This is a genomic window from Sulfitobacter sp. D7, from assembly GCF_003611275.1.
Lineage (GTDB): Bacteria > Pseudomonadota > Alphaproteobacteria > Rhodobacterales > Rhodobacteraceae > Sulfitobacter > Sulfitobacter profundi.
On the sequence record NZ_CP020694.1, the window covers coordinates 2,246,745 to 2,271,407 of the forward strand.

Genomic DNA, 24,663 nt, shown 5'->3' on the forward strand with positions numbered 1-24,663 from the left:
ATTATTCAGCTTTGTCCTTATTATAATCGTGGATCACGGTCAGGCCGTGCATCGTGAGTTCATCTTGATAATCATCGAACAGGTCGACTGCCTGCTGAAACAGCGGTGCCAGACCCCCCGTGGCGATAACGCGCATGGGTCTTGCACGTTCCGCCCTTATGCGCTCACATATCTCACGAACCAGTCCGACATAACCCCAAAAGACACCAGACTGCATGCAGGCCACCGTATTGGTGCCGATGACATGCGGCGGTTTGGAAATATCGACATGCGGCAAGGCCGCGGCGGCGCTATGCAGCGCCTCTAGGCTGAGGTTCACCCCCGGCGCGATCACGCCGCCGATATAAGCCCCATCATCGGCCACCACGTCAAAGGTCGTGGCAGTGCCGAAGTCCACCACGATCAGGTCACCGCCATAAAGGTCATAGCCTGCCACGGTGTTCACCAAACGGTCGGGCCCGACCTGCGTGCCCGCGTCCACGCGCACGTCGATGGGCAGCGCGCAACCGGGTTTGCCCACCACGAAAGGGCGCGTGTGAAAGTAGCGATCCGCAAGAACGCGCAGGTTGAACACCACCCGTGGCACGGTTGAGCTGATGATCATATCGGTGATGTCGGCGTCGATATTTTGCAGCCGCATCAGCGTGTTAAGCCAGACGTAATATTGATCCGCCGTGCGTTTCCATTCGGTCGAGGTGCGCCAAGTGGCGATAAACTCTTCCCCGTCCCAGATAGAGAACACGGTATTGGTATTGCCGCAGTCGATTGCCAGAAGCATGGTGCCTCCCCTCCCCCAGATTTTAGAAAAACACATCCGCTGCGGTGATGGGCACCGCGCCGTCGCGGGTGCGCAGGATCAGATTGCCTGCGCCGTCTACATCTTCGAAAACCCCGGTGATCTCATCGCGCATGGTGCGGGCGGTGATGACCTCTCCGAGCCGCGCGGCATGGGCGAGCCATGCGCTGCGGATTGTGCTGAAACCATAGGTCGTGAACTGCTCTTCGAGACCGGCATATTCCCGCGCAAGCACGTCGAGAAAATCCTCGGCGCTCACATTGCCCCCCGCCTCACGCAGTGTCACCGCTGGCAGGGCGCGGGCTTCCAGCGTGCTGGCCTCGGGCCCATGAGCAAGGTTCACGCCGATGCCGATGGCCAGATGGTCGCCCACACTTTCGAGCAGGATACCCGCCACCTTGCCGCCTCGCAGGAGCACATCGTTCGGCCATTTTAGGGCAAAGGCATCCTCGCGCCCGGTAACCCCGACGAAAGAGCGGTAAAGTGCCAGCGAGGTCACGAAGGACCGCAGCGCGGCGACGCCGGGCGGCTCTTTGCGCGGCATCATCAGTGTGGCCGCGAAATTGCCGCGCGGCGTGGTCCAACTGCGGCCCCGGCGGCCCCGGGCGGCGGTTTGCTCCAGTGCGAGAATCCAAGTCGGCGCGGTCAGCTCATGCTGTAACCGCGCCGCCTCTGAGAGGGTGGAATCGAGCGTGTCATAGACGCGCCGGCCATAGCCTTCCGGCCAGTGGCTCATGCGCTGGTCCGGGCGATCGTCCGCCGCACCGCTCAGTTCACCAGCGACGCCGCAGCCGAGGCGGCCATGCCCTCGACACCGAACATATTCGCGATGCCGACGATCATGATTACAGCTGAGGCCATCAACACCACGGTCAGCACGCCGCCGTTCTGATGATCCAGCGTGTCAGAGCGCTCTTCGCCGAAGTACATGTAAAAGACGATCCGCAGGTAATAATAAGCGCCGATCACACTGGCGATTACGCCCGCCACAGCGAGCCATGCCATATTGGCCTCATACGCCGCGCGCAGCACATAGAACTTGCCGAAGAAACCCAGCATCGGCGGCACGCCCGCCAGGCTGAACAGCAGCACCAGCATCGCCAGCGCCCGGCCCGGATTGGTCTTGGCATACATATTGAGCAGGGTGATATCGGTCACCGGCGCGCCGTCTTTCTGCATCAGCAGGATGAAGGCAAAGGTGCCGAGGTTCATGGTGACATAGATCGCCATATAGACCAGCATCGCCTGCACGCCAAAGGCGGTGCCCGCAGCCAAGCCCATCAGCGCATAGCCCATGTGGGCAATCGACGAAAAGGCCATCAGACGCTTGATGTTGGTCTGACCAATCGCGGCGACAGAGCCGAAGAACATCGACAGCACCGACAGAAGCGCCACGATCTGGCTCCAATCGCTGACGATCTGGCCAAAGGCGTCATGCATGACCCGTGCGAACAGGCCCATGGCGGCGACTTTTGGCGCTGTGGCAAAGAAAGCCGCGATCGGGGTGGGCGCACCTTCGTATACGTCCGGTGTCCACATGTGGAACGGCACGGCCGAAACTTTGAAGGCAAGGCCCGAAATCAGGAAGACCAGACCAAAGAGCAGCCCGAGCGAGGTGCCGCCGGTTTGCGCCGTGGTGATGATGCCCGCGAAAAGCGTGGTCCCGGCGTAGCCATAAACGAGCGACGCACCATAGAGCAGCAGGCCCGAGCTAAGCGCGCCGAGCACGAAATACTTGAGGCCCGCCTCTGTGGATTTGACCGAGTCGCGGCGCAGCGATGCCACGACATAGAGCGCTAGCGATTGCAGCTCCAACCCCATGTAGAGCGCCATCAGGTCGCCTGCACTGACCATCATCATCATGCCGACCACGGCGAGCGAAACCAGCATCGGATATTCAAACCGCAGCAAACCGCGCAGTTTCATATAGCTTTCGGACATGACCAAGACAGCCGCCGCCGAGAGCAGGATCGCCACTTTCGCAAAGCGCGCAAAGCTGTCGTCGATGAACATGCCGTGGAAGGCGATGTTGGTGGTGCCGTCGCCGGACATGGCCACCCAAGCAGCCAGCAGCACCATCACCACCGCGGTCACCCAGACGAGCACCCCGGCGGCCTTGTCTTTCGACGTATAGACCGCGCCAAGAAGGCCAAGCAGGGCAAACCCCGCAAGGACGATCTCGGGCAGAATGATGTTCAGATCAGCGGATATCATGCGCCAAGTCCTTCTTAATGCGAGGCATCGGCGGTCTGCACAGCGGTATCAGCCGCCTCCAGCGCCATGTCGTAATTGTCAACGAGAGCAGCCACCGACGGCCCGATCATATCCAGCACCAGCGCCGGATAGACGCCCAGGATCAGGGTCATCGCTACCAGCGGCGCAATGATCCATTTCTCACGTGCGGTCATGTCGGTGATCGCCTTGAGGCTTTCTTTGATCAGGTCGCCCATCACCACGCGGCGATAGAGCCACAGCGCGTAGGCCGCCGAAAAGATCACGCCCGTGGTCGCCACTGCCGCCACCCAAGTGTTCACTTGGAAGGTCGCCATCAGCGTCAGGAATTCCCCCACGAAACCGGATGTGCCCGGCAGGCCCACGTTCGCCATGGTGAAGAACATAAAGACCAGTGCATAGGCGGGCATCCGGTTCACCAGACCGCCATAGGCGTCAATGTCACGGGTGTGCATCCGGTCATAGATCACGCCAACGCTGAGGAAGAGCGCGCCAGAGATGAAGCCGTGGCTGATCATCTGGAAAATCGCGCCATCAATCCCCTGCTGGTTCGCCGCAAAGATGCCCATGGTCACGAAACCCATGTGTGCGACCGAGGAATAGGCGATCAGCTTTTTCATGTCCTGCTGCACCAGCGCCACTAGCGAGGTATAGACGATGGCAATGGCCGACATCCACAGGATCAGCGGCGTCATCACCTCGGACCCGACGGGGAACATCGGCAAGCTGAAGCGCAGGAAGCCGTAGCCGCCCATTTTCAGCAGGATCGCCGCCAGCACCACAGAACCCGCCGTCGGGGCCTGAACGTGTGCGTCGGGCAGCCATGTGTGCACTGGCCACATCGGCATCTTGACCGCGAAGCTGGCAAAGAAGGCGAGGAACATCAGTGTCTGCATGCCGCCAACGACTTGGATGCCCAGAAGCTCAAAGTTCTCGGACCCGAAGTTATGCGTGAGCAGGCTGATTTCACAGCCGCCGATGCAGGTTGTGCCCGCTTCGGTAAACATCGCTACCATCGCAACCAGCATCAGCACCGAGCCGAGGAAGGTATAGAGGAAGAACTTGAAGCTCGCGTAGATACGCTCTTTGCCGCCCCAGATGCCGATGATCAGGAACATCGGGATCAGACCGGCCTCGAAGAACAGGTAGAACAGCACCAAGTCCAGCGCCATGAACACGCCAAGCATCAGCGTTTCCAAGAGCAGGAAAGCGATCATGTATTCTTTGACACGGTGCTCGACATTCCAGCTTGCTGCAATGACCAGCGGCATCATGAAGGTGGTCAGCATCACGAAGAGGATCGAGATGCCGTCAACGCCAAGGCGATACTTCAGACCGAGCAGCCAATCGGCCTCATCCACGAATTGGAAGTCGGTGTTGGACGGGTCAAAATCAAAGAGCACAAAAAGCGAGATCAGGAAGGTGACCGTCGTGGTGATGAAGGCCAACCATTTCGCGTTGCGCCCGGCAGCGGCATCGTCGCCCCGCAAGAAGACCGCGAGGATCAGTGCAGCGAAGGCCGGAATGAATGTGATGATTGAAAGCAGATGCGTATCCATCAGTTCGCTCCTCCGCTCATCGTCATCCATGTCACCAGAACGGCGATGCCGATCACCATGGCGAAGGCATAGGTGAAGATATAGCCCGTCTGTGCCTTACCCGCGAGGCGGGTGAAGAAGGGGATGATCCCCATGGCGACGCCATTGAGCGTGCCATCGATCACAGTGCCATCGCCGCGTTTCCACAGGAACCGGCCGATCGTTTTGGCGGGACGCACGAAAATCACGTCGTAAACCTCATCAAAGTACCATTTGTTTTTCAGGAACAGGTAAAGCGGGCGTTGGTTTGCCGCCAAACGTCCCGGGACGGTCGGGCTCCAGATATAGAACCACAGGGCCATGACCAGACCGGCCAGCATCGCGATAAAGGGCGAGACCTTAACCCAAGTCGGGGCGGCGTGCGCGTCATCCAGCACGTGGTTGTCGGGCGCAAAGTAAAGCGCCCCCTCACCCGGTGCACCGCCAAAGGCTTCGTGATGCGCGCCCGCGTCCTGCTGGCCTTCGACCAAAGCGTCGGCTCCATGATCACCGTCGGCCGGGCCAGTGGCACCGTGGTCATCCTCGGCCCCTTCGACATGGGCGTCGCCGCCTTCGGCCATTTCAGCCATCGGGATGCCGTAGAATTTGCCAACCTGATCTGCATGGCCAAAGAAGCTGCCGTACCAAACCATCCCAGCAAAGACCGAGCCGAGCGCCAGAACGCCAAGCGGGATCAGCATGACCATCGGGCTCTCGTGGGCGTGCTCATGCGTGTGCTTGTTGCCACGCGGTTTTCCGAAGAACGTGAGGAAAATCAGGCGCCAGCTGTAGAAGCTCGTCATCGCCGCAGCGATCACCAACATCCAGAAGCCATACATTGACCCACCGCCCCAAGCGCTTTCGATGATCGCGTCTTTCGACAGGAAGCCCGCGAAACCGATATGCGTCAGCGGGATGCCAACACCGGTGATCGCCAATGTGCCGATCATCATCGCCCAGAAAGTATAGGGGATTTTCTTACGCAGACCGCCGTAGTTGGTCATGTCTTGCTCATGGTGCATCGCGTGAATGACCGAGCCCGCGCCCAAGAACAGCATCGCCTTAAAGAAGGCGTGGGTGAACAGGTGGAACATCGCCGCCGAGTACATGCCGACGCCAGCCGCCACGAACATATAACCAAGCTGTGACATGGTCGAATAGGCAATCACACGTTTGATGTCGGTTTGCACAAGGCCGATGGTCGCCGCGACAAAGGCGGTCGTCGCGCCGATCACCGTGACAAAGGCCATCGCTTCGGGTGCGAATTCCATCACCGGCGACATGCGGCAGACAAGGAAAACACCCGCGGTCACCATGGTCGCCGCGTGGATCAGCGCCGACACCGGGGTCGGGCCTTCCATCGCGTCGGGAAGCCATGTGTGCAGGAACAATTGCGCCGATTTACCCATCGCGCCGAGGAAGAGCAGGAAGGCGATCAGGTTCGCCGCGTTCCAATCGTTCCATAGGAAAGTCACCGTCTGCTCAGCCAAGTCGGGCGCTGCGGCAAAGATATCGTCAAAGCGGATCGAGTCCGTCAGCATATAGAGGCCGAAGATGCCCAGCAGGAAAGCAAAGTCCCCCACCCGGTTGACGACAAAGGCTTTCATCGCCGCGGCATTGGCCGACGGCTTGCGGAAGTAGAAACCGATCAGCAGGTAGGAGGCGACACCGACGCCCTCCCAACCAAAGAACATCTGCACGAGGTTGTCGGCTGTGACCAGCATCAACATCGCGAAGGTAAAGAACGACAGATAGGCGAAGAACCGGGGGCGATAGCTCTCGTTATCGCGGAAGTTCTCATCGTGGGCCATGTAGCCGAAGGAGTAGAGGTGAACGAGGCTCGATACCGTGGTGATGACGATCAGCATCAGCGCGGTCAAACGGTCCATGCGGATCGCCCAATCGGTGCTCAGCGTGCCGCTCTCGATAAAGCGCAGGATCTGGATTTGCTCGGTCGGACCGTCCAGCGTCAGGAACACCACCCAAGAGAGGAAGGCGGCAAGGAACAGCAGCCCCGTGGCGGTCCACTGGGCGGCCTTCTCACCGATGATCTTCCAGCCGAAACCGCAGAGGATGGCACCCACAAGCGGGGCGAATAGGATCGTGGTTTCCATTGCCTCAGCCCTTCATCACGTTGACATCTTCCACCGCGATCGAGCCACGGTTGCGGAAGAAACAGACCAGAATGGCGAGGCCGATGGCAGCCTCCGCCGCAGCGACGGTGAGCACGAAGAGTGTGAACACCTGCCCCGTCAAATCACCAAGGAAACTGGAGAAGGCAACGAGGTTGATGTTCACCGCGAGCAGCATCAATTCGATGCTCATCAGCAGGATGATCACGTTCTTGCGGTTCAGGAATAGCCCGAAGATGCCGATGACAAACAGCGTCGCCGCCACTGTCAGGTAATGCTCAAGTCCGATCATGTCGTCCCTTACGTTCCCGCCCTTTGATGGGCTTTGGTCGCGCCCCATTTGATGGGGCTTTTAGTATCACTTTGCCCCGGCTGCCACCGGGATTGCCGAGGCTTTAGCCGATAAAGCTGCGGCCACCGAAAAACACGACGATCAACACCACGACCAGTACCACGATTGTTGCTCTCGACATTTCGACGTCCCTTTTCTCTTTGGTTCAGTCGTTTTCATTCAAAGAAAACGGCTACGGAATTTTTAAAAAATTCCGGTGTTTACAGGCCCTGCCCAGACTTCACGTCGCGCAGTTCCATCGCCTTGGCCGGGTCGCGCATCATCTGCGCCACCACGTCTTGGCGTTTCACGTCCTTGCGGTGCCGCAGAGTCAGCACAATTGCCCCGATCATCGCCACCAGCAGGATCAGGCCCGCCAGTTGGAACAGCAGGAAGTAACGATCATAGAGCAGCAGCCCAAGCGCTTCGGTATTGAACCGCGCCGGATCGATCGCATTGGCCCGCAGGCTCTCCGCAGCCGCACTCTGCTCCCATGCACCAAAGGCCATGACAAATTGCATCAAGATCACCAAAGCGATCAGCAGCGCCAGCGGCATATAGCGCGCCATTTCGGCCTTTAGCTCGGCGAAGTCCACGTCGAGCATCATCACGACGAAGAGGAACAGCACCGCCACCGCGCCGACGTAAACGATGACCAGCAGCATCGCCACGAACTCCGCCCCCAGCAGCACGAAAAGCCCCGCCGCCGAGAGGAAGGACAGGATCAGCCAGAGCACCGAATGCACCGGATTGCGGCTGATCACCGTGAACAGTCCGCCGGTGATGACGCTGATCGCGAAGAGGTAAAATGAAAAGACCGTCATGCGCCGTCTTCCTTCTTGGTATCTTTTTCTTCGTCAAGAACCGACTGCGCCAGTTCCAGCGCCCGTGTCATCGCCGGCAGCCCGGCAAAGACCGACATCTGGCTAATCGTCTCGACGATATGTTGTTTGGTGGCTCCCGCCTCACGTGCGTGGCGCACGGTCTGGCGGAGGGCCATATCATTCTGCGCGCCCTGCATGGTCAGCCCCGCGAGGGTAAGCAGCAGCCGCGTCCGCGCGTCCAGCCCGCCCTTGTTCACGGTGTCGCCGAACCAGAAGTCCATCATGTCCTTCGGCATCGTGCCCATCATCGCCTCGAACCCTTTGGGCGAAAAAGCATCCATCGCTGGAAAGGCTTTCGCCATTTCCTGCGCCTGCTTCATCATCGCATCAAAAGGGTTCTTGGGATCACTCATCGGTAAGGTGCGTCCATCTCAAGGTTGCGGGCAATCTCGGCTTCCCAGCGTTCGCCGTTGTCCAAAAGCTTGGCCTTGTCGTAATACAGCTCTTCGCGGGTCTCGGTCGAGAATTCGAAGTTCGGGCCTTCGACAATGGCGTCCACTGGGCAGGCTTCTTGGCAGAAACCGCAGTAGATGCATTTGGTCATGTCGATGTCATAGCGCGTGGTGCGGCGGCTGCCGTCCTCGCGTGCTTCGGCGTCGATGGTGATCGCCTGCGCGGGGCAGATCGCCTCGCAGAGTTTGCACGCGATGCAACGCTCTTCGCCATTGGGATAACGGCGCAGCGCGTGTTCGCCGCGGAAACGGGGCGACAGAGGCCCCTTTTCATGCGGGTAGTTCAGCGTCGTTTTCGGCGCAAAGAAATAGCGCATCCCCAGCATGAACGCCTTGGCGTAGTCTGCCAGCAGGAAATACTTCGCGGCGCGGGTGTAGTCAGTCGTCGCCATATCAGCCCCCTACGGTCCAGCGGGCGTAGATGCCCCAGAACCAATCGAATTTTGCAGCGAATGCCACGAAGACCACCCAGAACAGCGAGAACGGCAGGAAGACTTTCCAACCCAGCCGCATCAGCTGGTCATAGCGGTAGCGCGGCGTGATTGCCTTGACCATGGAGAACATGAAGAAGACCATCAGCATCTTGATGAACATCCAGAAGAAGCCATCGGGCAGGAACGGCACCGGCGACAGCCAGCCGCCGAAGAACATCAGCGACACCAGCGCGCACATCAGCACCACGGCCACCAATTCGCCGATCATGAAGAGCAGGAAGGGCGTGGAGGAATATTCCACCTGATAGCCCGCCACCAGTTCCGATTCCGCTTCCGGCAGGTCGAACGGTGGGCGGTTGGTTTCCGCCAGCGCCGAGATGAAGAACAAGATCAACATCGGGAAGTGCGGCAGGAAGTACCAGTTGAACAGACCCCAGTCGCCATCCTGCGCCGCCACGATGGACGTGAAGTTCATCGAACCGGTCGAGAGGATCACGCCGATGATGATCAGGCCGATCGACACTTCGTAGGAAATCATCTGCGCGGCAGAGCGCAGCGAACCAAGGAAGGGGTATTTCGAGTTCGACGCCCAACCGCCCATGATCACGCCGTAAACCTCAAGCGAGGAGACGGCGAAGACATAGAGGATGGCCACGTTGATGTCCGACAGGATCCAGCCTTCGTTAAAGGGGATCACCGCCCAAGCGATCATCGCCATGACAAAGGAAATCATCGGCGCAAGGAAGAAGACCCCCTTGTCAGCGCCCGCCGGGACCACCACTTCTTTAACGATATATTTAAGAAAGTCGGCAAAACTCTGCAGCAGGCCGAAGACGCCCACGACGTTGGGGCCGCGGCGCATCATCACGGCGGCCCAGATCTTGCGGTCGGCATACATGAGGAAGGCCAGCGCCAGCAAAAGCGGTACAACCAGCAGCAAAACCTGCCCAACCGTCAGCAGGGCAATGCCCAGCCCGGTGTTGTAAAAGAAATCAGCCATAAGTCCTCACACCGTCGGAATGCCGCGTTCCGCGCATTGAAACGCGGTCACTTCGGCATCAATTGTCTTCAAGCCTTTCGGCAGGCTCGGCGAGATTGTGTAAACAGCATCTGCCCGCCATATGCCACCCTCTTCGGTGACATTTGTCCGCACATGACGTGCAAAACCGTAGCCCCGGATCAACGTGTACTGCGCTGCAGCACATTCGGCGTAATCCGACACGTCTTGGTTCGATAACGCCTTGGTCATCGCCACGTTGAACTGCACCAAATCACCATCCAAAAGCTGGGTCTCCACCCCCTTGTAGTCGGGGATGAAATCCTCGGCCACCGGCACCTGCGGTTCGCAGGCGGCCAGCAGCATCAAGGGGGCCAGCATCATGGCTCTCACTCCGCCGCCATCGGCTCGGCCCGGCGCGCGGCGGCCAGAGCCGAAAGTTCCGCCATCAACTGGCTGGCCCGTGCGATCGGATTGGAGAGATAGAAGTCGCGCACCGTCGGCGCAAAGGACGCATCGCCCAATTTGCCTGCGGGCAGTGCGTTCCACTCGTTTTCCGGCACCACATCGACATCAGCCAGATGTGGTACGGCCTTTGTCAGCTTGCGGCGCAGCTGCGCGATGGAATCATAGCCCAACTGCGCGCCCAGCTCAGCCGACAGCGCCCGGAGAATCGCCCAGTTTTCCTTGGCCTGACCGGGCGCGAACCCGGCGCGCTGTGCCAGTTGCGGACGGCCTTCGGTGTTGACGAACAGACCCGGCTCTTCGGTATAGGCCGCACCCGGCAGGATGATGTCGGCGCGGTGTGCGCCGCGATCGCCATGGCTGCCTTGATAGATCACGAAGGGCCCAGCACCGATTTCAACTTCATCCGCGCCGAGGTTATAGATCACCTCTGCCGCGTTCACGTCGTCCATGCCGTTTTCGGCTGTGGCACCAATATCCATCGCACCCACACGCGCGGCGGCGGTGTGCAGGATCATCAGCTTGCTCTTGGTCTTTTCGGCCAGTTCCATCGCCTTCGCCAGCACGGCTTCGCCATCGGCTTCGCGCAGCGCGCCTTGGCCGACAACGATCACCGAAGGCTGCTCTAGCACTTCGTCGAAATCACTGCCCATCAGCTTGTCGAGGGTCGCGCGGTCATTGCCCAGATGGTGATGCGGGTAGGTCAGATCAGCGGCTTCTCCGATCAGGCCAACCTCTGCCCCATTGCTCCACGCTTTGCGGATGCGCGCGTTCAGCACCGGCGCTTCAACCGCTGGGTTACAGCCGATCAGTTGGATCATCTTGGCGCTATCAAGGTCTTCGATCCGCGCGTTGCCGACATAGCCGAAACGGTTGTCCGCAGGCAGCTTCGCCCCATCGGTGCGGCATTCGACGACACCGCCCTGCCCTTCGATCAGTTCTTTCAGCGCAAAGGCGGCTTCGACCGATGACAGATCACCGACGAGACCGGCAAGCTTCTTGCCTTTCATCGCAGCGGCTGCGGCATTCAGCGCCTCGGGCCAACTGGCTTTGCGCAGCTTGCCATTCTCGCGGATGTAAGGTGTGTCCAAACGCTGACGGCGCAGGCCGTCCCAAACAAAGCGCGTCTTGTCGGAAATCCACTCTTCGTTCACACCGTCATGGTTGCGCGGCAAAAAGCGCATGACTTCGCGGCCCTTGGTATCCACGCGGATGTTGGAGCCAAGCGCATCCATCACATCGATGCTCTCGGTCTTGCTCAATTCCCACGGGCGGGCAGTAAAGGCGTAGGGCTTGCTTACCAGCGCGCCGACGGGGCAAAGATCGATGATATTGCCAGACAGGTTGCTGTCGATCAACGAGCCGAGATAGGTCGTGATCTCTGCATCCTCGCCCCGGCCCGTCTGGCCCATGACGTGCTGGCCTGCGACTTCGGTGGTGAAGCGCACGCAGCGGGTGCAGGAGATGCAGCGGGTCATATGGGTCTCGACCAGCGGGCCGAGATCGAGGTCTTCGGTCGCCCGCTTCGGCTCGCGGTAGCGCGAGAAATCGACGCCGTAGGCCATCGCCTGATCCTGAAGATCGCATTCGCCGCCCTGATCGCAGATCGGGCAATCCAGCGGGTGGTTGATGAGAAGGAACTCCATCACCCCTTCGCGGGCCTTTTTGACCATGGGCGAGTTGGTTTTCACGACCGGCGGCTGGCCCTCGGGACCGGGGCGCAGGTCGCGCACCTGCATGGCGCAGGAGGCGGCGGGCTTGGGCGGCCCGCCGACGACTTCCACAAGACACATCCGGCAGTTACCGGCGATCGACAGACGCTCGTGGTAACAGAAGCGCGGCACCTCGATGCCAACCTGCTCGCAGGCCTGAATGAGCGTCATCGCCCCTTCGACTTCGACTTCCTTACCGTCGATGATGATCTTGCGGATATCGCTCATAAGCTCACTTTGCCTTCAGTAACGAACCGATCCGGCTCGATTTTTGAATCTCTTCGCGTCCAAGCGCACAATAGCTTTGCGGGTCCGAAGTATCGACCCCCTTGGCCTTGAAAAACGCGGCGCCCCGCGCTCTCATGCGCGCTTTTTCAGCGTCACTATCAATATAGGCGTCGATCTCGGCGTCGGAGTAGCCCAGATCGCCTGCCTTGCCCTTCAAGTCCCATGCCATCTTGACCGCGCGCAGCATCCGCGCGCTGATGTCGGGGCAGTTTTTCCGGATGATGTCGGCCACGCCCATGTCCAAAAGCGCGTCGTCAATCGCGGCCACTTCGCGCAGCGGCGGTTTGGCGGCTGCCGGTGTCACGGTGGCGGCGGTCAGGCTCAGGCCCATCACGGCGATCATCAGGGTGCGCATATCAATTCTCCTTCATGCAGCGGGCCGGAACGGCCCGTCTGACAGATGGAGATTGGGGGCTATGATATTCAATATCACCGCCCCTTTGGGCCGCAGCCCCGCGATATGTCGCCGATGCGATCACTGGGGGCAGCGCCCCTGAAACGTCAGCGCGCCGCCATCAAGCCGCAGCGTGCCCGTCGGCGCATCGGGGCCTATGGTCCAGTCGATGTCTGAACTGCCGTAGTTGCCGACGCAGTATTTCACCGCCTCATAGCGCGCCGCTGCGCGGGCGCCGTCGATGGATTTTCCTGCATCCTTGACCGTCACCTGAAATACGTCGCGCTGGCCATCCACCTTGCGCAGCTTAGTGCTGAAATACTGCCCGTCAAAGGCAACACGCTCGCCATCATTGGCACAGCCTGCCAGCAGGGCGCTGACCGTCAAAACCGTCAAAGCATATTTCATAGACCTACTCCGCTGCGCCATGGGCCCGGCTTTGCCGACCGCCCCCGCGCCTATTGTGGACGGGCGCGCCTGACACGCGCCCGCTATCGCCGCTCCTGCGCCAAGCGTCAAGCCATCGGGCCTGCCGCCGCGCAGGGTTTCACTCTGCCGCGACCGCGCTGACACGGCCCGTGCGCTTGTGTTTGATCCGATCTTCGATCTCATCCCGGAAGTGGCGGATCAGACCTTGGATCGGCCAAGCCGCCGCATCGCCAAGCGCGCAGATCGTGTGGCCTTCGACCTGTTTGGTCACGTCGAGCAGCATGTCGATCTCTTCGGGTTCCGCATCGCCGGAAACCAGACGGTCCATCACGCGCATCATCCAGCCGGTGCCTTCGCGGCAGGGCGTGCACTGGCCGCAGCTTTCGTGTTTGTAGAACTTCGACAAACGCCAGATCGCTTTGATCACGTCGGTCGAGTTGTCCATCACGATCACCGCCGCCGTGCCGAGGCCGGAGCGTTGTTCGCGCAGATAGTCAAAATCCATGATCGCGTCGCGCATGTCTTTGCCGGGGATCAGCGGCACCGAAGAGCCGCCGGGGATAACGGCCTTGAGGTTGTCCCAACCGCCGCGAATGCCACCGCAATGTTTTTCGATCAGCTCTTCAAAACCGATGCTCATCGCCTCTTCAACAACGCAAGGGTTATTGACGTGGCCCGAGATTGCAAAGAGCTTGGTGCCCGCGTTGTTGGCTCGGCCAAAGCCCGCGAACCACTCCGGCCCACGGCGCAGGATGGTCGGCACCACAGCGATGGATTCGACGTTGTTCACGGTGGTCGGGCAGCCGTAAAGCCCCGCGCCCGCCGGGAACGGCGGCTTCATGCGCGGCATGCCCTTCTTGCCTTCGAGGCTTTCCAGAAGAGCTGTTTCTTCGCCGCAGATATAGGCACCCGCACCGTGGTGCAGATAGATATCGAAGTCCCAGCCGGATTTGGAGGCGTTCTTGCCCACCAGACCAGCCTCATAGGCTTCATCAATCGCAGTCTGCAACGCTTCTCGCTCGCGGATATATTCGCCGCGCAGGTAGATATAGCAGGCGTGGGCATTCATCGCGAAAGAGGCGATCAGGCAGCCTTCGATCAGCGTATGCGGGTCGTGCCGCATGATCTCGCGGTCTTTGCAGGTGCCCGGCTCGGATTCGTCGGCATTGACCACCAGATAGGACGGGCGGCCATCGCTTTCCTTGGGCATGAAGGACCATTTCAGCCCCGTTGGGAAGCCCGCCCCGCCCCGGCCCCGCAGGCCAGAGGCTTTCATCTGGTCCACGATCCAATCGCGGCCTTTCTGGATGATTCCGGCAGTGCCATCCCAATGGCCGCGCGACTGCGCGCCTTTTAGGGTGCGGTCATGCATGCCGTAGATATTGGTAAAAATGCGGTCTTTGTCCTGAAGCATGATGCCTACCTTTGGTTCTCACGGCTGGCCCGGCGGGCCTGCCACATTTGATATATCACGACCATCGCCCAGAAAAGCGCGGCCAGTGCAGCAAAATCGAAGAGCAGCGCATAGCGCCCCGGCAGGCCAAGCGCCGGGCCCGCCCATTGTATGGCCAGCCACAAACACATGGTCACGGCAATGACCAGCCCTGCGGTGCGGCCCTTACGGGCAAGCGCTCTGTCTTCGGCTTCGCTCATGTCTCTCTCTTACCCCGTCAACCTTTCGCCTTGCCGTCATTGGCAAAGGCTTTGGCTTGACCGATCCAATCATCGCGTCGGATGCGGCCCTTGAACCGCAGACGGGAGTCGACCCAGTCGATCTCATCCCCCTGAAGGGCTGCGATCTGATCGAAATGGAAGATGCCCAGTTCATTCAGGGTCTGTTCCAACTTCGGCCCGATGCCGCCAATCCGCTTAAGGTCATCTGCCCCGCCCGCACGCGGCGCGTCGAGCAACGCGGGTTTGCCATCGGTAGAATGGCTATCGGTCGCGGGCACTGGTGCAGGCTCGGCCTTCGCAGGTTCGGCGGGCGCCTCGACGACCTCTTGCGGGGTCTTCACAACAGCGGGCGCTTCTTCGGCCTCGATGACCTGTTCTGGTGCGGCTTCAACGGCAGCGGTATCGGCCACGGGCGCTGTCGGCTCCTGAAGCGGTGTTTCCTTAGAAGGCGCGGAAGGGGTTTCGACGGCCTCCTTCGGGGGCGTCACTACAGCAACTGCTTCTTCCGCCTTGGCGACCTGTTCCGGTGCCGCCTCAACGGCAGCAGTATCGGCCACGGGCGCTGTCGGCTCCTGTGGCGGTGTTTCTTCAGCGGGTTCAACCGGCGCGCTTGCCTTGCGCGCCGCCCCGATCCCGGCGTCCCCCGCGGGGACTGAACCCACAGCAGAAGAAACGCTTCCCGATGCCGTCGAAGCCCCTGCGACCGATGCAGCCGCCGCGCTGCGCGTGCTGTCTTGGGGGGCAGCGGCGGGCACGTCTTTGCACAGCAGGGTCAGCGCCAGATAGCCCACGATCACCGCCACCAGCACACCGGCCACGATCGACATCAACAGCCCCCAGATGCCAAAGGCCAGCAATAGGAATGCCACCAGCAAACCGGCACCGGAACCCAGCCACCAACAGCGCTTGGTGCAGGCCTCTCGTTCCGAAATATCCGTCATGACTGTCCTTCTCTCCCTTAATGCGGGCGATGCGGCTTATGGCTTTGCGGGGTGGTAATGGTGCCGTCCTTGGCCCGTTGTGAAATCTCCGTCTTTAGTCTTTGGCGAGGCGCGCGGCCTGCTCTGCCCAATTGTCGCGGCTGACGCGACCTTTGAACCCTTCGAGGTTCTGATCAACCCAAGCGACCTCTTCTGGGCCCCACTGGGCGATCTGGTCAAAGTGGTAAAAGCCCATGCCGTTCAGCATCTGCTCCAGCTTCGGGCCGACGCCTTTGATCTTTTTCAGGTCGTCCGCACCGCCCTCACGGGGGGCGTCCAACTGGGCGGGCTTTTGGCCAGGCGTCGCGGGGGCGCTGGTTTCGGCCTTTGCCGCATCGGCACTCTCGCCCTTGGGGTCGCGTTTGGAGCGTGGTTTGCTCTTTGACGTGGCTTCGGCTTCTTGTTCGGTGACGCCGGTTTTGTCGGTGGCCTCGCCCTCGGCGGGACGCGGCTCTTCGGCTTCGACCTCTTCCACCGTTTCAGGCTGCGGCGCCTCGGGCTGGTTTTGCCACGGGGTCAGCAGCGGCACTTCGGTGCCGTCGATGCGTTTGACGGTATCGCCGATGTCCACCGCAGCCTGCACGCTGGCGTTGTATTGCGTGCGCCCGCTTTCGTGGTCCGTGAGGCTGGTCAACCCGCCCAAAGGCTCTGACGCATAGCGCCCGTTCTGCGGGCCGGGTACCGGCACGCGCCCATCGCTCAGCTCATCAAGGATTTCATTGAGCCGCGCGGTGGTCAGGTCTTCGTAATAGTCTTTGCCAATCTGGGCCATCGGCGCGTTGGAGCACGCGCCAAGGCATTCGACTTCTTCCCACGAAAAACGCCCATCCGCCGACAACTCATGCGGTTTGGCGGCAATGCGTTCTTTGCAGACGGCGACCAAATCCTCGGCCCCGCAGATCATGCAGGATGTGGTGCCGCAAACTTGGATATGTGCCACGGAACCAACAGGTTGCAGCTGAAACATGAAGTAGAATGTCGCCACTTCCAGCCCGCGGATATAGGCCATGCCCAGCATTTCCGAGACATGTTCAATCGCCGCACGGGTCAGCCAACCCTCTTGCTCCTGCGCGCGCCACAGCAGTGGAATAATCGCGCTGGCCTGACGGCCCTCGGGGTATTTGGTGATCTGCGCTTCGGCCCATTCTTGGTTGGCGGGCGTGAAGGCAAAACTGTCGGGCTGGTCAGGGTGTAGACGGCGGAGCATTAGTTCGAACCTATGGTCAGGCGGAGGCCAAAAGCGCCTCCGGCGTAAATTTCTTCAAAATGGAGCGATGCGGCCTGCATCACCGGTCGATCTCTCCAAAGACGACGTCCATGGTGCCGATGATCGCGGCCACATCGGCCAGCTGATGGCCGCTGGCCACATGGTCCATCGCCTGCAAGTGCAAGAAGCCCGGCGCGCGGATCTTAGAGCGGTAGGGTTTGTTGGAGCCATCGGCCACGAGATAGACACCAAACTCGCCTTTTGGCGCTTCGACCGCACAATACACTTCGCCCTCGGGCACGTGGAAACCTTCGGTGTAAAGCTTGAAGTGGTGGATCAGGCTTTCCATGTCGGTCTTCATCGCGGTGCGCGATGGCGGGGTGATCTTGCCACGGGCGAGGATATCGCCCTGCCCTTCGGGGGCGCGCAGTTTTTCGATCGCCTGCTGGATGATGTGGGTCGACTGGCGCATCTCTTCCATGCGGCAGAGATAACGGTCAAAGCAGTCGCCGTTCTTGCCCACGGGGATTTGGAAGTCGAATTCGTCATAGCATTCATAGGGTTGCGAACGCCGCAGATCCCACGCCAGCCCCGAGCCGCGCACCATGACGCCGCTGAAGCCGTAGTCGAGGATTTCCTGCTCGGAGACGATGCCGATGTCGACGTTCCGCTGTTTAAAGATCCGGTTCTCGGTCAGCAGCTCGTCGATATCGACCATGAATTTGGTTAGGAATTGCGCGCACCATGTTTCGATATCGTCCAGCAGCGCTGGCGGCAGGTCTTGGTGGACACCACCGGGACGGAAGTAGGCCGCGTGCAAACGCGCGCCACAGGCCCGCTCGTAAAAGATCATCAGGCTTTCGCGCTCTTCAAAACCCCAAAGCGGCGGGGTCAGCGCGCCCACGTCAAGCGCCTGCGTGGTGATGTTGAGAAGGTGGTTCAGGATGCGGCCAATCTCGCAGAACAGCACCCGGATCAGCGAGGCACGGCGCGGCACAACGGTGCCGGTCAGCTTTTCGATGGCCAGACACCAAGCGTGCTCTTGGTTCATCGGTGCCACGTAATCAAGCCGGTCGAAATACGGCAGGTTTTGCAGGTAGGTGCGGCTTTCCATCAGCTTTTCGGTGCCACGGTGCAGCAGGCCGATATGCGGATCGCACCGCTCTACCACCTCGCCGTCAAGCTCAAGCACCAGACGCAGAACACCGTGTGCGGCAGGGTGTTGCGGGCCGAAGTTGATGTTGAAGTTGCGGATCTTCTGCTCGCCGGACTCAAAGTCGGTCGACCCGTCGTCAAAGGCTTTTGTGCGAATGTCGCCGTCCATTACCGTTTCTCCAGTTCTTGCAGCTTCATGCCCATCCACCACAGCAAGGCGATCGTGCCCAGCGGGATCAGACAGGCCGCCGCCCAGTATTTATTAATGCCAAAGAACGGCAGCAGCTTGACCATTGGAATGGCCGTCAGCGCCGAGAGGATCAGCCAGCCCAGCCCGCCCATTACTTCGCGTCCTTGCTCACATTGCCATCGGGCGCGGATTTGTCATCGCCGGGCAGAATGTAATCGGCCCCTTCCCAAGGCGACATGAAATCGAACTGGCGGTATTCCTGCACAAGGCTCACCGGTTCATAGACCACGCGCTTGGCGGCTTCGTCATAGCGCACTTCGGTATAGCCCGTCGTCGGGAAATCCTTGCGCAGCGGGTGGCCGCGGAAACCATAATCGGTCAGGATGCGGCGCAGGTCCGGGTGACCGGAAAACAGGATGCCGAACATGTCGAAGACTTCACGCTCAAACCAATCGGCACTGGGGTGTACGCCTGTGATTGACGGCACCATATCCTTTTCCCGCGCGGTAGCGCGCAGGCGGATGCGGTGGTTTTGGTACATCGACAGGAAGTGATACACCACGTCGAACCGTTTCGCACGGCCCGGATAATCCACCGCCGTGATGTCGACCAAGGTCGAGAAACGGCAGGTCGGGTCGCCCTTGAGGAACTCAACAAGGCCCGCGATATTCGCCAGCGCCACGTCCATGTTCAACTCACCCTTGGTGACATCCCATCCCAGCACACAATCGGGCCGCTTGGCTTCGATATAGGCCCCAAGTTCCTGCAGTTGTTCGCTCATCGCAAATCTTCCTTCCACGCGCCGATCAACGCCATCTCACTGTCCCACGCCTTTGGCGCGTTGTCCTTCTGCCTGCCCCGATCCGGCGCAGGCCCTTGTCTTAGCGCACAATCGTCCCGGTGCGGCGAATTTTACGCTGCAACTGGAGGATACCATAAAGCAGTGCTTCCGCCGTCGGCGGGCAGCCGGGCACATAGACATCAACCGGTACGATCCGGTCACAGCCGCGCACGACCGAGTAGCTGTAGTGGTAGTACCCGCCGCCATTGGCGCAGGACCCCATTGAGATCACATAGCGCGGCTCTGGCATCTGGTCGTAGACCTTGCGCAGCGCCGGGGCCATCTTGTTGGTCAGCGTGCCCGCGACGATCATGAGGTCCGACTGGCGCGGAGAGGCACGCGGCGCGGTCCCGAAACGCTCAAGGTCATAGCGTGGCATTGAGCTGTGCATCATCTCAACCGCGCAGCAGGCCAGGCCAAAGGTCATCCAGTGCAGTGAACCGGTGCGCGCCCAGTTGATGATGTCTTCGGTAGAGGTCAGCAGGAAACCCTTGTCCTGCAACTCGGCATTCAGGCTCTGGGTCGCGAATTCAGGATCAGGCCCCGCACCGTATTGACCGTAGGCTGCTGGCGCAGAAGCACCGGATTTCACCCGCGGGCTTTGGTGGCCATCGCCCATCACCGGGGTGACCAGCGCGTCATCATTTACTGCCATTCCAGCGCTCCCTTCTTCCATTCATAGGCGAAGCCAGCCGTCAGCACGCCCAAGAACACCATCATCGACCAAAAGCCCACCATGCTCACCTCTTTAAAGGCCACGGCCCAAGGGAAGAGAAAGGCGATTTCGAGATCGAAGATGATGAAGAGGATCGACACCAGATAGAAACGCACGTCAAACTTCATCCGCGCGTCATCAAAAGCGTTGAACCCACATTCATAGGCCGAGACCTTTTCCGGGTCAGGATTGCGCACGGCCACGACCACAGCGGCGAGGATCAGCACAAGGCCAAGGCCAATCGCCACGGCCAGAAAAACGAGGATGGGCAGGTATTCCCGCAGCATGTCGTCCAAGGGGATGCTCCTTTCGCGGTGCGCGGCATGAGGCAAAGGCCAAAAGCCCGCGCAGACAAACTTGGAACGGGTTTAACTCTGCCCGTGGGTAGGGTCAACGGGCCAAGCCCGGTTAATGCCGCCCACGGGCCCCCAATAGAGCCATTTCGCCAAAGCCTTGAGCTAGACCACCCAAGGGGCTTTGCGCTTGTCGAAGAAGGCAGCGATTCCCTCGGCGGCCTCATCGGTTTCCCAGCGTGCCGCGAGCGCGTCGATCGACATTTTCACCGCTTCTGGTGTGGCGATTCCACCCAAGTCCTGCGCCAGCTTCTTTGCCGCCGCAACGGCACCCGGCGCGCAGGAGAGATAGGGCACGACTTCGGCCTCAATCGCCGCGTCGAGTTCGTCCGCCGAAACGGCACGGGCCAGCAGCCCCAGATCGACCGCTTCCGCCGCGCCAAAAAGCCGCGCCGACATGAAGACGCGGCGCGCGCGCCCCTCGCCCATCCGCGCCAAAACGTATGGCCCGATCGTCGCCGGGATGATGCCCAGCCGGGCCTCGGTGAACCCCATCTTGAGCGTATCGACCCCCACGGCCACGTCACAAACCGAAGCCATGCCGACCCCGCCGCCAAAGGCATTGCCCTGCACTTTGCCGATCACCGGCTTCGGCAGCGCATTGAGCGCGCCCAGCATCGTCGCCAGTTTGCCCGCCTCGGCCGAGCGTGTCTCGGCATCCATATCCGCCTGATCGCGCATCCAGCCGAGATCGCCGCCCGCGCAAAAGGATTTGCCCGCCCCGGTCAGCACCACCACACGCACCGCATCGTCGGCGGCCAGTTTGCCCGCCGCATCCGTCAGGTCCGCCAGCATCTGCGCAGACATCGCATTGTGCTTTTCAGGACGGTTCAGGGTCAGCGTCGCCACCCCGCGCGCGTCGGTTTCGATCGTCAAAGTCTCGTACATGTCAGCCTCGCATTGCCCGCGCCATTTCGGCGGCTTCCAGCACCACCGCCTGATCGACGCCGGTGTCATAGCCAAGCGCCGTCAGATGTTCGTTCACCGCCTCGGTGGCGACATTGCCCGCCGCGCCGGGCGCATAGGGGCAACCGCCCAAGCCGCCCACCGCCGCGTCAAAGACCCGCAGCCCCATCGACAGCGAGGCGTCGATATTGGCCATCGCCCGCCCGTGCGTGTCATGGTAGTGCCCCGCCAGCCGCCCTGCCGGCACCACGTCCCGCACCGAAAGCAGCATCCGCGCGATGCTGTCGGGCGTGCCCGCGCCGATGGTGTCGCCCAAGGAAATCTCGTAACAGCCCATCGCAAAGAGCCTGTCGGCCACCCGCGCCACCGCGCCGGGGTCGACCTTACCGTCATAGGGGCATTCCACCACGCAGGAGACATAGCCCCGCACCGGCATGTCCACATGCCGCGCCTCTTCAAGGATCGGGGCAAACCGCTCAAACGCCTCTTCGATGCTGGCGTTGATGTTCTTCTGGCTGAAGCCTTCCGAGGCCGAAGCGAAGATGGCGATCTCATCCGCCTTTGCGGCCAGCGCATCCTCATAGCCGCGCATGTTCGGCGTCAGTGCGGCATAGCGCACGCCCTCGGCCCGTGTGATTCCCGCCAGTACCTCGCCCGACCCGGCCATTTGCGGCACCCATTTCGGGCTGACGAAACTGGCGCATTCGATGCGGGCAAAGCCTGCGGCGCTCAGCTTGTCCACCAGCGCGACCTTTTCGGCCACGGGAATCTCGCGTTTTTCGTTCTGCAGACCGTCCCGCGGGCCGACCTCGAAAATTTCACATGGTCCAAGGCTCATTGGCCGCTCTCCTTCCCTGAATGGGCCACGGTCACTCAACCGGCCATGGCGCGTAGAAATCCTCCTCGTAAAGCTTTGCCCCATCGGGCAAGGCCTGTGCGAAGCTGTCACGTTCCGTGATCCGTTCATACCACGCCGCGACCGAGGGGTGGTCATCCAATTTCACGAAATGCCGCGCCATATAGACCGCTTGGCCCACCGAGATATCGGCGGCCGAAAAGCCAGAGGTCAACAAGTAGTCGCGGTTCTCCAGCGGTGTCGAGAGCCGCGCCTCCAGCGCATCATAGCATTTCCCGATCCGCGCGGCTTCGAGCTTCATCACGATGGGGCTGCGCATGGAATCGTCGCGCAGGGCGATGTGCTGCTGGGTTAGCGCCGCAGTGTGCTGGCTGACGGTTTCCGCAAAATGCACCCAGACCAGCCAAGCCATCCGGTCAGGGCTGCCGACAGAACGGCCCATGCGGTCGGGGCTGTAGCGTTCGCAGAGGTACTGCGTGATCGCGCCAGTCTCGAACATGCGCTCGCCGTCGATTTCCAGCGCCGGAACCCGCCCCGCGGGCGAGAGGATTAGATATTCCGGGTCGCGCAAACTGCGGTCGAAGGCATGAACCTTGACCTGAAACTCCACGTCGTCGAGTTCGTGCAGCAGCCAGAGTGTGCGCATCGAGCGGGTCTGCGGGCAGTGATGCAGCGTAATCATGCGTCTTCCTCGGCTTCCAGCCGCACCAACGCGGCACCGGCTTCGACCTGATCACCGGGCTGTGCCAGCACCTCGGCCACCACGCCGTCGCGTGCGGCGAGCAACGAATGCTCCATCTTCATCGCCTCTAGCACCGCCAGACGGTCGCCTTTGGCAACGCTTTGGCCAACCTCGGCGTCGATGGCACGGACCAGACCGGGCATCGGGGCCTCAACGATGTTGCCATCGCCATGGGCTGCGGCGGCCCGCGCCAGCGGATCGATCACATCAAAGGCGATACCATAGGCGTCAAAAACCGTGACCACGTCGCCAGCAACCGAGACCGCCGGCGCGACATAGCCGTCGATCTTCCAGCGTCCGCCAATGCGCTCGGCGCGCAGCTCGTGATCGGCCACGGTCCAAAGCTGCATGTCCTCGGACAGCACACGCACCTTCAGCAAATGCTCTTCGCCATCATGGCCCAGCATCACCTGCCGCCGCAGGGGTCGCCAGAGGTTGAACCCGGCCTCTGCCTGCGGCTGATCCAACCCAAGCGCCGCCATCCCCGCCAGCGCGAAATGCCGCCCCGGCACCTCTGGCTGCGCGGTCAGCGCGTCGATATCCCGCGCAATCAGCCCGGTATCGACATCGCCTTTGGCAAAGCCCTCATGCCCCGCCAGTGCGCCGAGGAAAGCAAGGTTGGTGACCGTGCCGCCCACCTCGCAGCCCTTGAGCGCCGCGCGCAGGCGCGACAGCGCCACGTCGCGTGTAGGCCCATGCACGATGACCTTGGCGATCATCGGATCGTAGAAGGGGCTGATCGTGTCGCCCGCCCGCACGCCGCTGTCCGCGCGGGTCTGGGGCGTGAAGGACAGATGCGTCAGCGTGCCGGTGGCGGGCAGAAACCCCTTCGGCACATCCTCGGCATAGAGCCGCGCCTCGAAGGCATGGCCGTCGATGTTGAGGTCTTCCTGCGCCTTCGGCAGCGCCTCTCCGGCCGCCACCCGCAGCTGCCATTCCACCAGATCGGCGCCGGTCACCAGTTCGGTAACGGGATGTTCCACCTGCAGGCGGGTGTTCATTTCCATAAAGAAGAACCCGTCGGTCGACAGGCCGTCTGACCCGTCGACGATGAATTCCACCGTCCCTGCCCCGGCATAGCCGATCGCTTCGGCTGCGCGCACCGCCGCTTGGCCCATGGCCGCGCGCATATCTTCTGTCATGCCCGGCGCGGGCGCCTCCTCGATCACCTTTTGGTGGCGACGCTGCAGCGAACAGTCCCGTTCGAACAGATGCACCGCATGGGTGCCGTCGCCAAAGACCTGCACCTCGATATGGCGCGGCTTGGTGACGAACTTCTCGACCAACACATCTGGGTTGCCAAAGGCGGTCTTGGCCTCCGAGCGTGCCGAGTCGAGCGCCGCCTGAAAGCCCTTGGGCTCCTCGACCAGTCGCATGCCTTTGCCACCGCCGCCCGCGACGGCCTTGATCAACACCGGATAGCCGATCTTCTCGGCTTCCTCAGCCAAAAGCGCATCGTCCTGATCCGCCCCGTGGTAGCCCGGCACGACGGGCACGCCCGCCTCGACCATCAGCGCCTTGGCGGCGTCTTTGAGGCCCATGGCCCGGATCGCCTTGGCCGAGGGGCCGATGAAGGTGAGCCCCGCGGCCGCGACCGCCTCCACGAAATCGGGGTTCTCGCTCAGAAACCCGTAGCCCGGATGGATCGCCTGCGCGCCGGTATCCAGCGCGGCTTGAATGATCACATCGCCCTTCAGATAACTCTCAGCCGGGGCCGAGCCGCCAATATGCACGGCGGCATCCGCCATCGCCACGTGTTTCGCGCCCGCATCGGCGTCCGAGTACACCGCCACGCAGCGCACCCCCATGGCTTGTGCGGTTTCCATCACCCGGCAAGCAATCTCACCCCGGTTCGCAATCAGGATCGTGTCAAACATGCCCTACCCTTTTCATCTCTTTCTGGCTCCGAATATGTTGTGGG

At 61.2% G+C, this 24,663-nt stretch carries 27 protein-coding genes; all 27 read right to left on the minus strand.

From position 1 onward, the window contains the following. Window position 1: 1 nt before the first annotated feature. The 27 genes from B5M07_RS10885 to B5M07_RS11010 all read right to left on the minus strand — a co-directional run bounded on the left by B5M07_RS10885 (window position 2) and on the right by B5M07_RS11010 (window position 24,619). Complete coding sequence (locus B5M07_RS10885; protein WP_120351316.1) at window positions 2-778, minus strand: type III pantothenate kinase; 777 nt, start codon at window positions 776-778, stop codon at window positions 2-4. A 22-nt stretch (window positions 779-800) separates the two neighbouring features. Next, the gene (locus B5M07_RS10890) at window positions 801-1,532 is read right to left on the minus strand and encodes a biotin--[acetyl-CoA-carboxylase] ligase (RefSeq protein WP_120351317.1); all 732 of its coding nucleotides are present in this window, start codon (window positions 1,530-1,532) and stop codon (window positions 801-803) included. A gap of 32 nt (window positions 1,533-1,564) precedes the next feature. Further along, entirely contained in the window at window positions 1,565-3,010 is a 1,446-nt protein-coding gene (gene nuoN / locus B5M07_RS10895; RefSeq protein WP_120351318.1) for an NADH-quinone oxidoreductase subunit NuoN, read from the minus strand. A gap of 14 nt (window positions 3,011-3,024) precedes the next feature. Further along, the gene (locus B5M07_RS10900; protein ID WP_120351319.1) at window positions 3,025-4,587 is read right to left on the minus strand and encodes an NADH-quinone oxidoreductase subunit M; all 1,563 of its coding nucleotides are present in this window, start codon (window positions 4,585-4,587) and stop codon (window positions 3,025-3,027) included. Beyond that, window positions 4,587-6,719: an NADH-quinone oxidoreductase subunit L gene (gene nuoL / locus B5M07_RS10905; RefSeq protein WP_120351320.1), complete on the minus strand. Its 2,133-nt coding sequence runs from the start codon at window positions 6,717-6,719 to the stop codon at window positions 4,587-4,589. Before nuoL ends, B5M07_RS10900 begins: the two co-directional genes overlap by 1 nt. A 4-nt stretch (window positions 6,720-6,723) precedes the next feature. Beyond that, the gene (gene nuoK, locus B5M07_RS10910; protein WP_007119508.1) at window positions 6,724-7,029 is read right to left on the minus strand and encodes an NADH-quinone oxidoreductase subunit NuoK; all 306 of its coding nucleotides are present in this window, start codon (window positions 7,027-7,029) and stop codon (window positions 6,724-6,726) included. A 260-nt stretch (window positions 7,030-7,289) separates the two neighbouring features. Then, window positions 7,290-7,892 carry an NADH-quinone oxidoreductase subunit J gene (locus B5M07_RS10915; protein ID WP_067630634.1) on the minus strand — a complete coding sequence of 201 codons (603 nt, stop codon included), beginning with the start codon at window positions 7,890-7,892 and terminating at the stop codon, window positions 7,290-7,292. Further along, on the minus strand, window positions 7,889-8,305 hold the full coding sequence (locus tag B5M07_RS10920) for a carboxymuconolactone decarboxylase family protein (protein ID WP_067630637.1): 417 nt from the start codon (window positions 8,303-8,305) through the stop codon (window positions 7,889-7,891). The genes B5M07_RS10915 and B5M07_RS10920 overlap by 4 nt, the downstream gene beginning before the upstream one ends. Continuing rightward, the gene (gene nuoI, locus B5M07_RS10925; RefSeq protein ID WP_067630640.1) at window positions 8,302-8,796 is read right to left on the minus strand and encodes an NADH-quinone oxidoreductase subunit NuoI; all 495 of its coding nucleotides are present in this window, start codon (window positions 8,794-8,796) and stop codon (window positions 8,302-8,304) included. Before nuoI ends, B5M07_RS10920 begins: the two co-directional genes overlap by 4 nt. Window position 8,797: 1 nt before the next feature. Further along, window positions 8,798-9,838, minus strand: coding sequence for an NADH-quinone oxidoreductase subunit NuoH (nuoH, locus tag B5M07_RS10930; RefSeq protein ID WP_120351321.1), 1,041 nt, complete (start codon window positions 9,836-9,838; stop codon window positions 8,798-8,800). A gap of 6 nt (window positions 9,839-9,844) precedes the next feature. Then, window positions 9,845-10,216, minus strand: a complete 372-nt coding sequence (locus B5M07_RS10935; protein WP_007119502.1) for a hypothetical protein — start codon at window positions 10,214-10,216, stop codon at window positions 9,845-9,847. 8 nt (window positions 10,217-10,224) lie between these two features. Further along, a complete protein-coding gene (nuoG, locus tag B5M07_RS10940; protein ID WP_120351322.1) occupies window positions 10,225-12,240 on the minus strand; it encodes an NADH-quinone oxidoreductase subunit NuoG in 2,016 nt (671 codons plus the stop codon). 4 nt (window positions 12,241-12,244) lie between these two features. Continuing rightward, window positions 12,245-12,655 carry a DUF5333 domain-containing protein gene (locus tag B5M07_RS10945; protein ID WP_067630648.1) on the minus strand — a complete coding sequence of 137 codons (411 nt, stop codon included), beginning with the start codon at window positions 12,653-12,655 and terminating at the stop codon, window positions 12,245-12,247. Between the two features lie 120 nt (window positions 12,656-12,775). After that, complete coding sequence (locus B5M07_RS10950) at window positions 12,776-13,102, minus strand: hypothetical protein (RefSeq protein WP_120351323.1); 327 nt, start codon at window positions 13,100-13,102, stop codon at window positions 12,776-12,778. A 139-nt stretch (window positions 13,103-13,241) separates the two neighbouring features. After that, window positions 13,242-14,537: an NADH-quinone oxidoreductase subunit NuoF gene (gene nuoF / locus B5M07_RS10955; protein WP_067630653.1), complete on the minus strand. Its 1,296-nt coding sequence runs from the start codon at window positions 14,535-14,537 to the stop codon at window positions 13,242-13,244. Between the two features lie 5 nt (window positions 14,538-14,542). Further along, complete coding sequence (locus B5M07_RS10960; protein ID WP_120351324.1) at window positions 14,543-14,776, minus strand: DUF5337 domain-containing protein; 234 nt, start codon at window positions 14,774-14,776, stop codon at window positions 14,543-14,545. A 17-nt stretch (window positions 14,777-14,793) separates the two neighbouring features. Further along, complete coding sequence (locus tag B5M07_RS10965; protein ID WP_120351325.1) at window positions 14,794-15,738, minus strand: hypothetical protein; 945 nt, start codon at window positions 15,736-15,738, stop codon at window positions 14,794-14,796. 94 nt (window positions 15,739-15,832) lie between these two features. Continuing rightward, on the minus strand, window positions 15,833-16,984 hold the full coding sequence (locus B5M07_RS10970) for an NADH-quinone oxidoreductase subunit E (RefSeq protein WP_120351326.1): 1,152 nt from the start codon (window positions 16,982-16,984) through the stop codon (window positions 15,833-15,835). 79 nt (window positions 16,985-17,063) lie between these two features. Next, a complete protein-coding gene (locus B5M07_RS10975; protein ID WP_067625730.1) occupies window positions 17,064-18,308 on the minus strand; it encodes an NADH-quinone oxidoreductase subunit D in 1,245 nt (414 codons plus the stop codon). Then, the gene (locus tag B5M07_RS19450; protein ID WP_162931847.1) at window positions 18,308-18,481 is read right to left on the minus strand and encodes a hypothetical protein; all 174 of its coding nucleotides are present in this window, start codon (window positions 18,479-18,481) and stop codon (window positions 18,308-18,310) included. The genes B5M07_RS10975 and B5M07_RS19450 overlap by 1 nt, the downstream gene beginning before the upstream one ends. Next, window positions 18,481-19,110, minus strand: a complete 630-nt coding sequence (locus B5M07_RS10980; RefSeq protein WP_120351327.1) for an NADH-quinone oxidoreductase subunit C — start codon at window positions 19,108-19,110, stop codon at window positions 18,481-18,483. Before B5M07_RS10980 ends, B5M07_RS19450 begins: the two co-directional genes overlap by 1 nt. Before the next feature lie 100 nt (window positions 19,111-19,210). Further along, the gene (locus tag B5M07_RS10985; protein ID WP_236627345.1) at window positions 19,211-19,825 is read right to left on the minus strand and encodes a NuoB/complex I 20 kDa subunit family protein; all 615 of its coding nucleotides are present in this window, start codon (window positions 19,823-19,825) and stop codon (window positions 19,211-19,213) included. Beyond that, complete coding sequence (locus B5M07_RS10990; RefSeq protein ID WP_067263411.1) at window positions 19,816-20,181, minus strand: NADH-quinone oxidoreductase subunit A; 366 nt, start codon at window positions 20,179-20,181, stop codon at window positions 19,816-19,818. Before B5M07_RS10990 ends, B5M07_RS10985 begins: the two co-directional genes overlap by 10 nt. Window positions 20,182-20,343: 162 nt before the next feature. After that, window positions 20,344-21,126: a crotonase/enoyl-CoA hydratase family protein gene (locus tag B5M07_RS10995; RefSeq protein ID WP_120351328.1), complete on the minus strand. Its 783-nt coding sequence runs from the start codon at window positions 21,124-21,126 to the stop codon at window positions 20,344-20,346. Between the two features lies 1 nt (window position 21,127). Beyond that, a complete protein-coding gene (locus B5M07_RS11000) occupies window positions 21,128-21,982 on the minus strand; it encodes a hydroxymethylglutaryl-CoA lyase (RefSeq protein WP_120351329.1) in 855 nt (284 codons plus the stop codon). 31 nt (window positions 21,983-22,013) lie between these two features. After that, on the minus strand, window positions 22,014-22,682 hold the full coding sequence (locus B5M07_RS11005) for a glutathione S-transferase family protein (RefSeq protein ID WP_067625719.1): 669 nt from the start codon (window positions 22,680-22,682) through the stop codon (window positions 22,014-22,016). Then, window positions 22,679-24,619 carry an acetyl/propionyl/methylcrotonyl-CoA carboxylase subunit alpha gene (locus tag B5M07_RS11010; protein ID WP_120351330.1) on the minus strand — a complete coding sequence of 647 codons (1,941 nt, stop codon included), beginning with the start codon at window positions 24,617-24,619 and terminating at the stop codon, window positions 22,679-22,681. Before B5M07_RS11010 ends, B5M07_RS11005 begins: the two co-directional genes overlap by 4 nt. Between the last annotated feature and the right edge of the window lie 44 nt (window positions 24,620-24,663).

Excerpts from the sequence above, each read along its gene's own strand:
- B5M07_RS10960 (WP_120351324.1), bottom strand. The coding sequence starts at position 14,776 with ATGAGCGAAGCCGAAGACAGAGCGCTTGCCCGTAAGGGCCGCACCGCA.
- B5M07_RS10950 (WP_120351323.1), bottom strand. The coding sequence starts at position 13,102 with ATGAAATATGCTTTGACGGTTTTGACGGTCAGCGCCCTGCTGGCAGGC.
- nuoG (WP_120351322.1), bottom strand. The coding sequence starts at position 12,240 with ATGAGCGATATCCGCAAGATCATCATCGACGGTAAGGAAGTCGAAGTC.
- nuoI (WP_067630640.1), bottom strand. The coding sequence starts at position 8,796 with ATGGCGACGACTGACTACACCCGCGCCGCGAAGTATTTCCTGCTGGCA.
- nuoH (WP_120351321.1), bottom strand. The coding sequence starts at position 9,838 with ATGGCTGATTTCTTTTACAACACCGGGCTGGGCATTGCCCTGCTGACG.
- B5M07_RS10980 (WP_120351327.1), bottom strand. The coding sequence starts at position 19,110 with ATGAGCGAACAACTGCAGGAACTTGGGGCCTATATCGAAGCCAAGCGG.
- B5M07_RS10900 (WP_120351319.1), bottom strand. The coding sequence starts at position 4,587 with ATGGATACGCATCTGCTTTCAATCATCACATTCATTCCGGCCTTCGCT.
- B5M07_RS19450 (WP_162931847.1), bottom strand. The coding sequence starts at position 18,481 with ATGGGCGGGCTGGGCTGGCTGATCCTCTCGGCGCTGACGGCCATTCCA.
- B5M07_RS10975 (WP_067625730.1), bottom strand. The coding sequence starts at position 18,308 with ATGGACGGCGACATTCGCACAAAAGCCTTTGACGACGGGTCGACCGAC.
- nuoF (WP_067630653.1), bottom strand. The coding sequence starts at position 14,537 with ATGCTTCAGGACAAAGACCGCATTTTTACCAATATCTACGGCATGCAT.
- nuoL (WP_120351320.1), bottom strand. The coding sequence starts at position 6,719 with ATGGAAACCACGATCCTATTCGCCCCGCTTGTGGGTGCCATCCTCTGC.
- B5M07_RS10890 (WP_120351317.1), bottom strand. The coding sequence starts at position 1,532 with ATGAGCCACTGGCCGGAAGGCTATGGCCGGCGCGTCTATGACACGCTC.
- B5M07_RS10985 (WP_236627345.1), bottom strand. The coding sequence starts at position 19,825 with ATGGCAGTAAATGATGACGCGCTGGTCACCCCGGTGATGGGCGATGGC.
- B5M07_RS10995 (WP_120351328.1), bottom strand. The coding sequence starts at position 21,126 with ATGTACGAGACTTTGACGATCGAAACCGACGCGCGCGGGGTGGCGACG.
- B5M07_RS10945 (WP_067630648.1), bottom strand. The coding sequence starts at position 12,655 with ATGCGCACCCTGATGATCGCCGTGATGGGCCTGAGCCTGACCGCCGCC.
- B5M07_RS10920 (WP_067630637.1), bottom strand. The coding sequence starts at position 8,305 with ATGAGTGATCCCAAGAACCCTTTTGATGCGATGATGAAGCAGGCGCAG.
- B5M07_RS10935 (WP_007119502.1), bottom strand. The coding sequence starts at position 10,216 with ATGCTGGCCCCCTTGATGCTGCTGGCCGCCTGCGAACCGCAGGTGCCG.
- B5M07_RS11005 (WP_067625719.1), bottom strand. The coding sequence starts at position 22,682 with ATGATTACGCTGCATCACTGCCCGCAGACCCGCTCGATGCGCACACTC.
- B5M07_RS10915 (WP_067630634.1), bottom strand. The coding sequence starts at position 7,892 with ATGACGGTCTTTTCATTTTACCTCTTCGCGATCAGCGTCATCACCGGC.
- B5M07_RS10970 (WP_120351326.1), bottom strand. The coding sequence starts at position 16,984 with ATGCTCCGCCGTCTACACCCTGACCAGCCCGACAGTTTTGCCTTCACG.
- B5M07_RS11010 (WP_120351330.1), bottom strand. The coding sequence starts at position 24,619 with ATGTTTGACACGATCCTGATTGCGAACCGGGGTGAGATTGCTTGCCGG.
- nuoK (WP_007119508.1), bottom strand. The coding sequence starts at position 7,029 with ATGATCGGACTTGAGCATTACCTGACAGTGGCGGCGACGCTGTTTGTC.
- nuoN (WP_120351318.1), bottom strand. The coding sequence starts at position 3,010 with ATGATATCCGCTGATCTGAACATCATTCTGCCCGAGATCGTCCTTGCG.
- B5M07_RS10965 (WP_120351325.1), bottom strand. The coding sequence starts at position 15,738 with ATGACGGATATTTCGGAACGAGAGGCCTGCACCAAGCGCTGTTGGTGG.
- B5M07_RS11000 (WP_120351329.1), bottom strand. The coding sequence starts at position 21,982 with ATGAGCCTTGGACCATGTGAAATTTTCGAGGTCGGCCCGCGGGACGGT.
- B5M07_RS10885 (WP_120351316.1), bottom strand. The coding sequence starts at position 778 with ATGCTTCTGGCAATCGACTGCGGCAATACCAATACCGTGTTCTCTATC.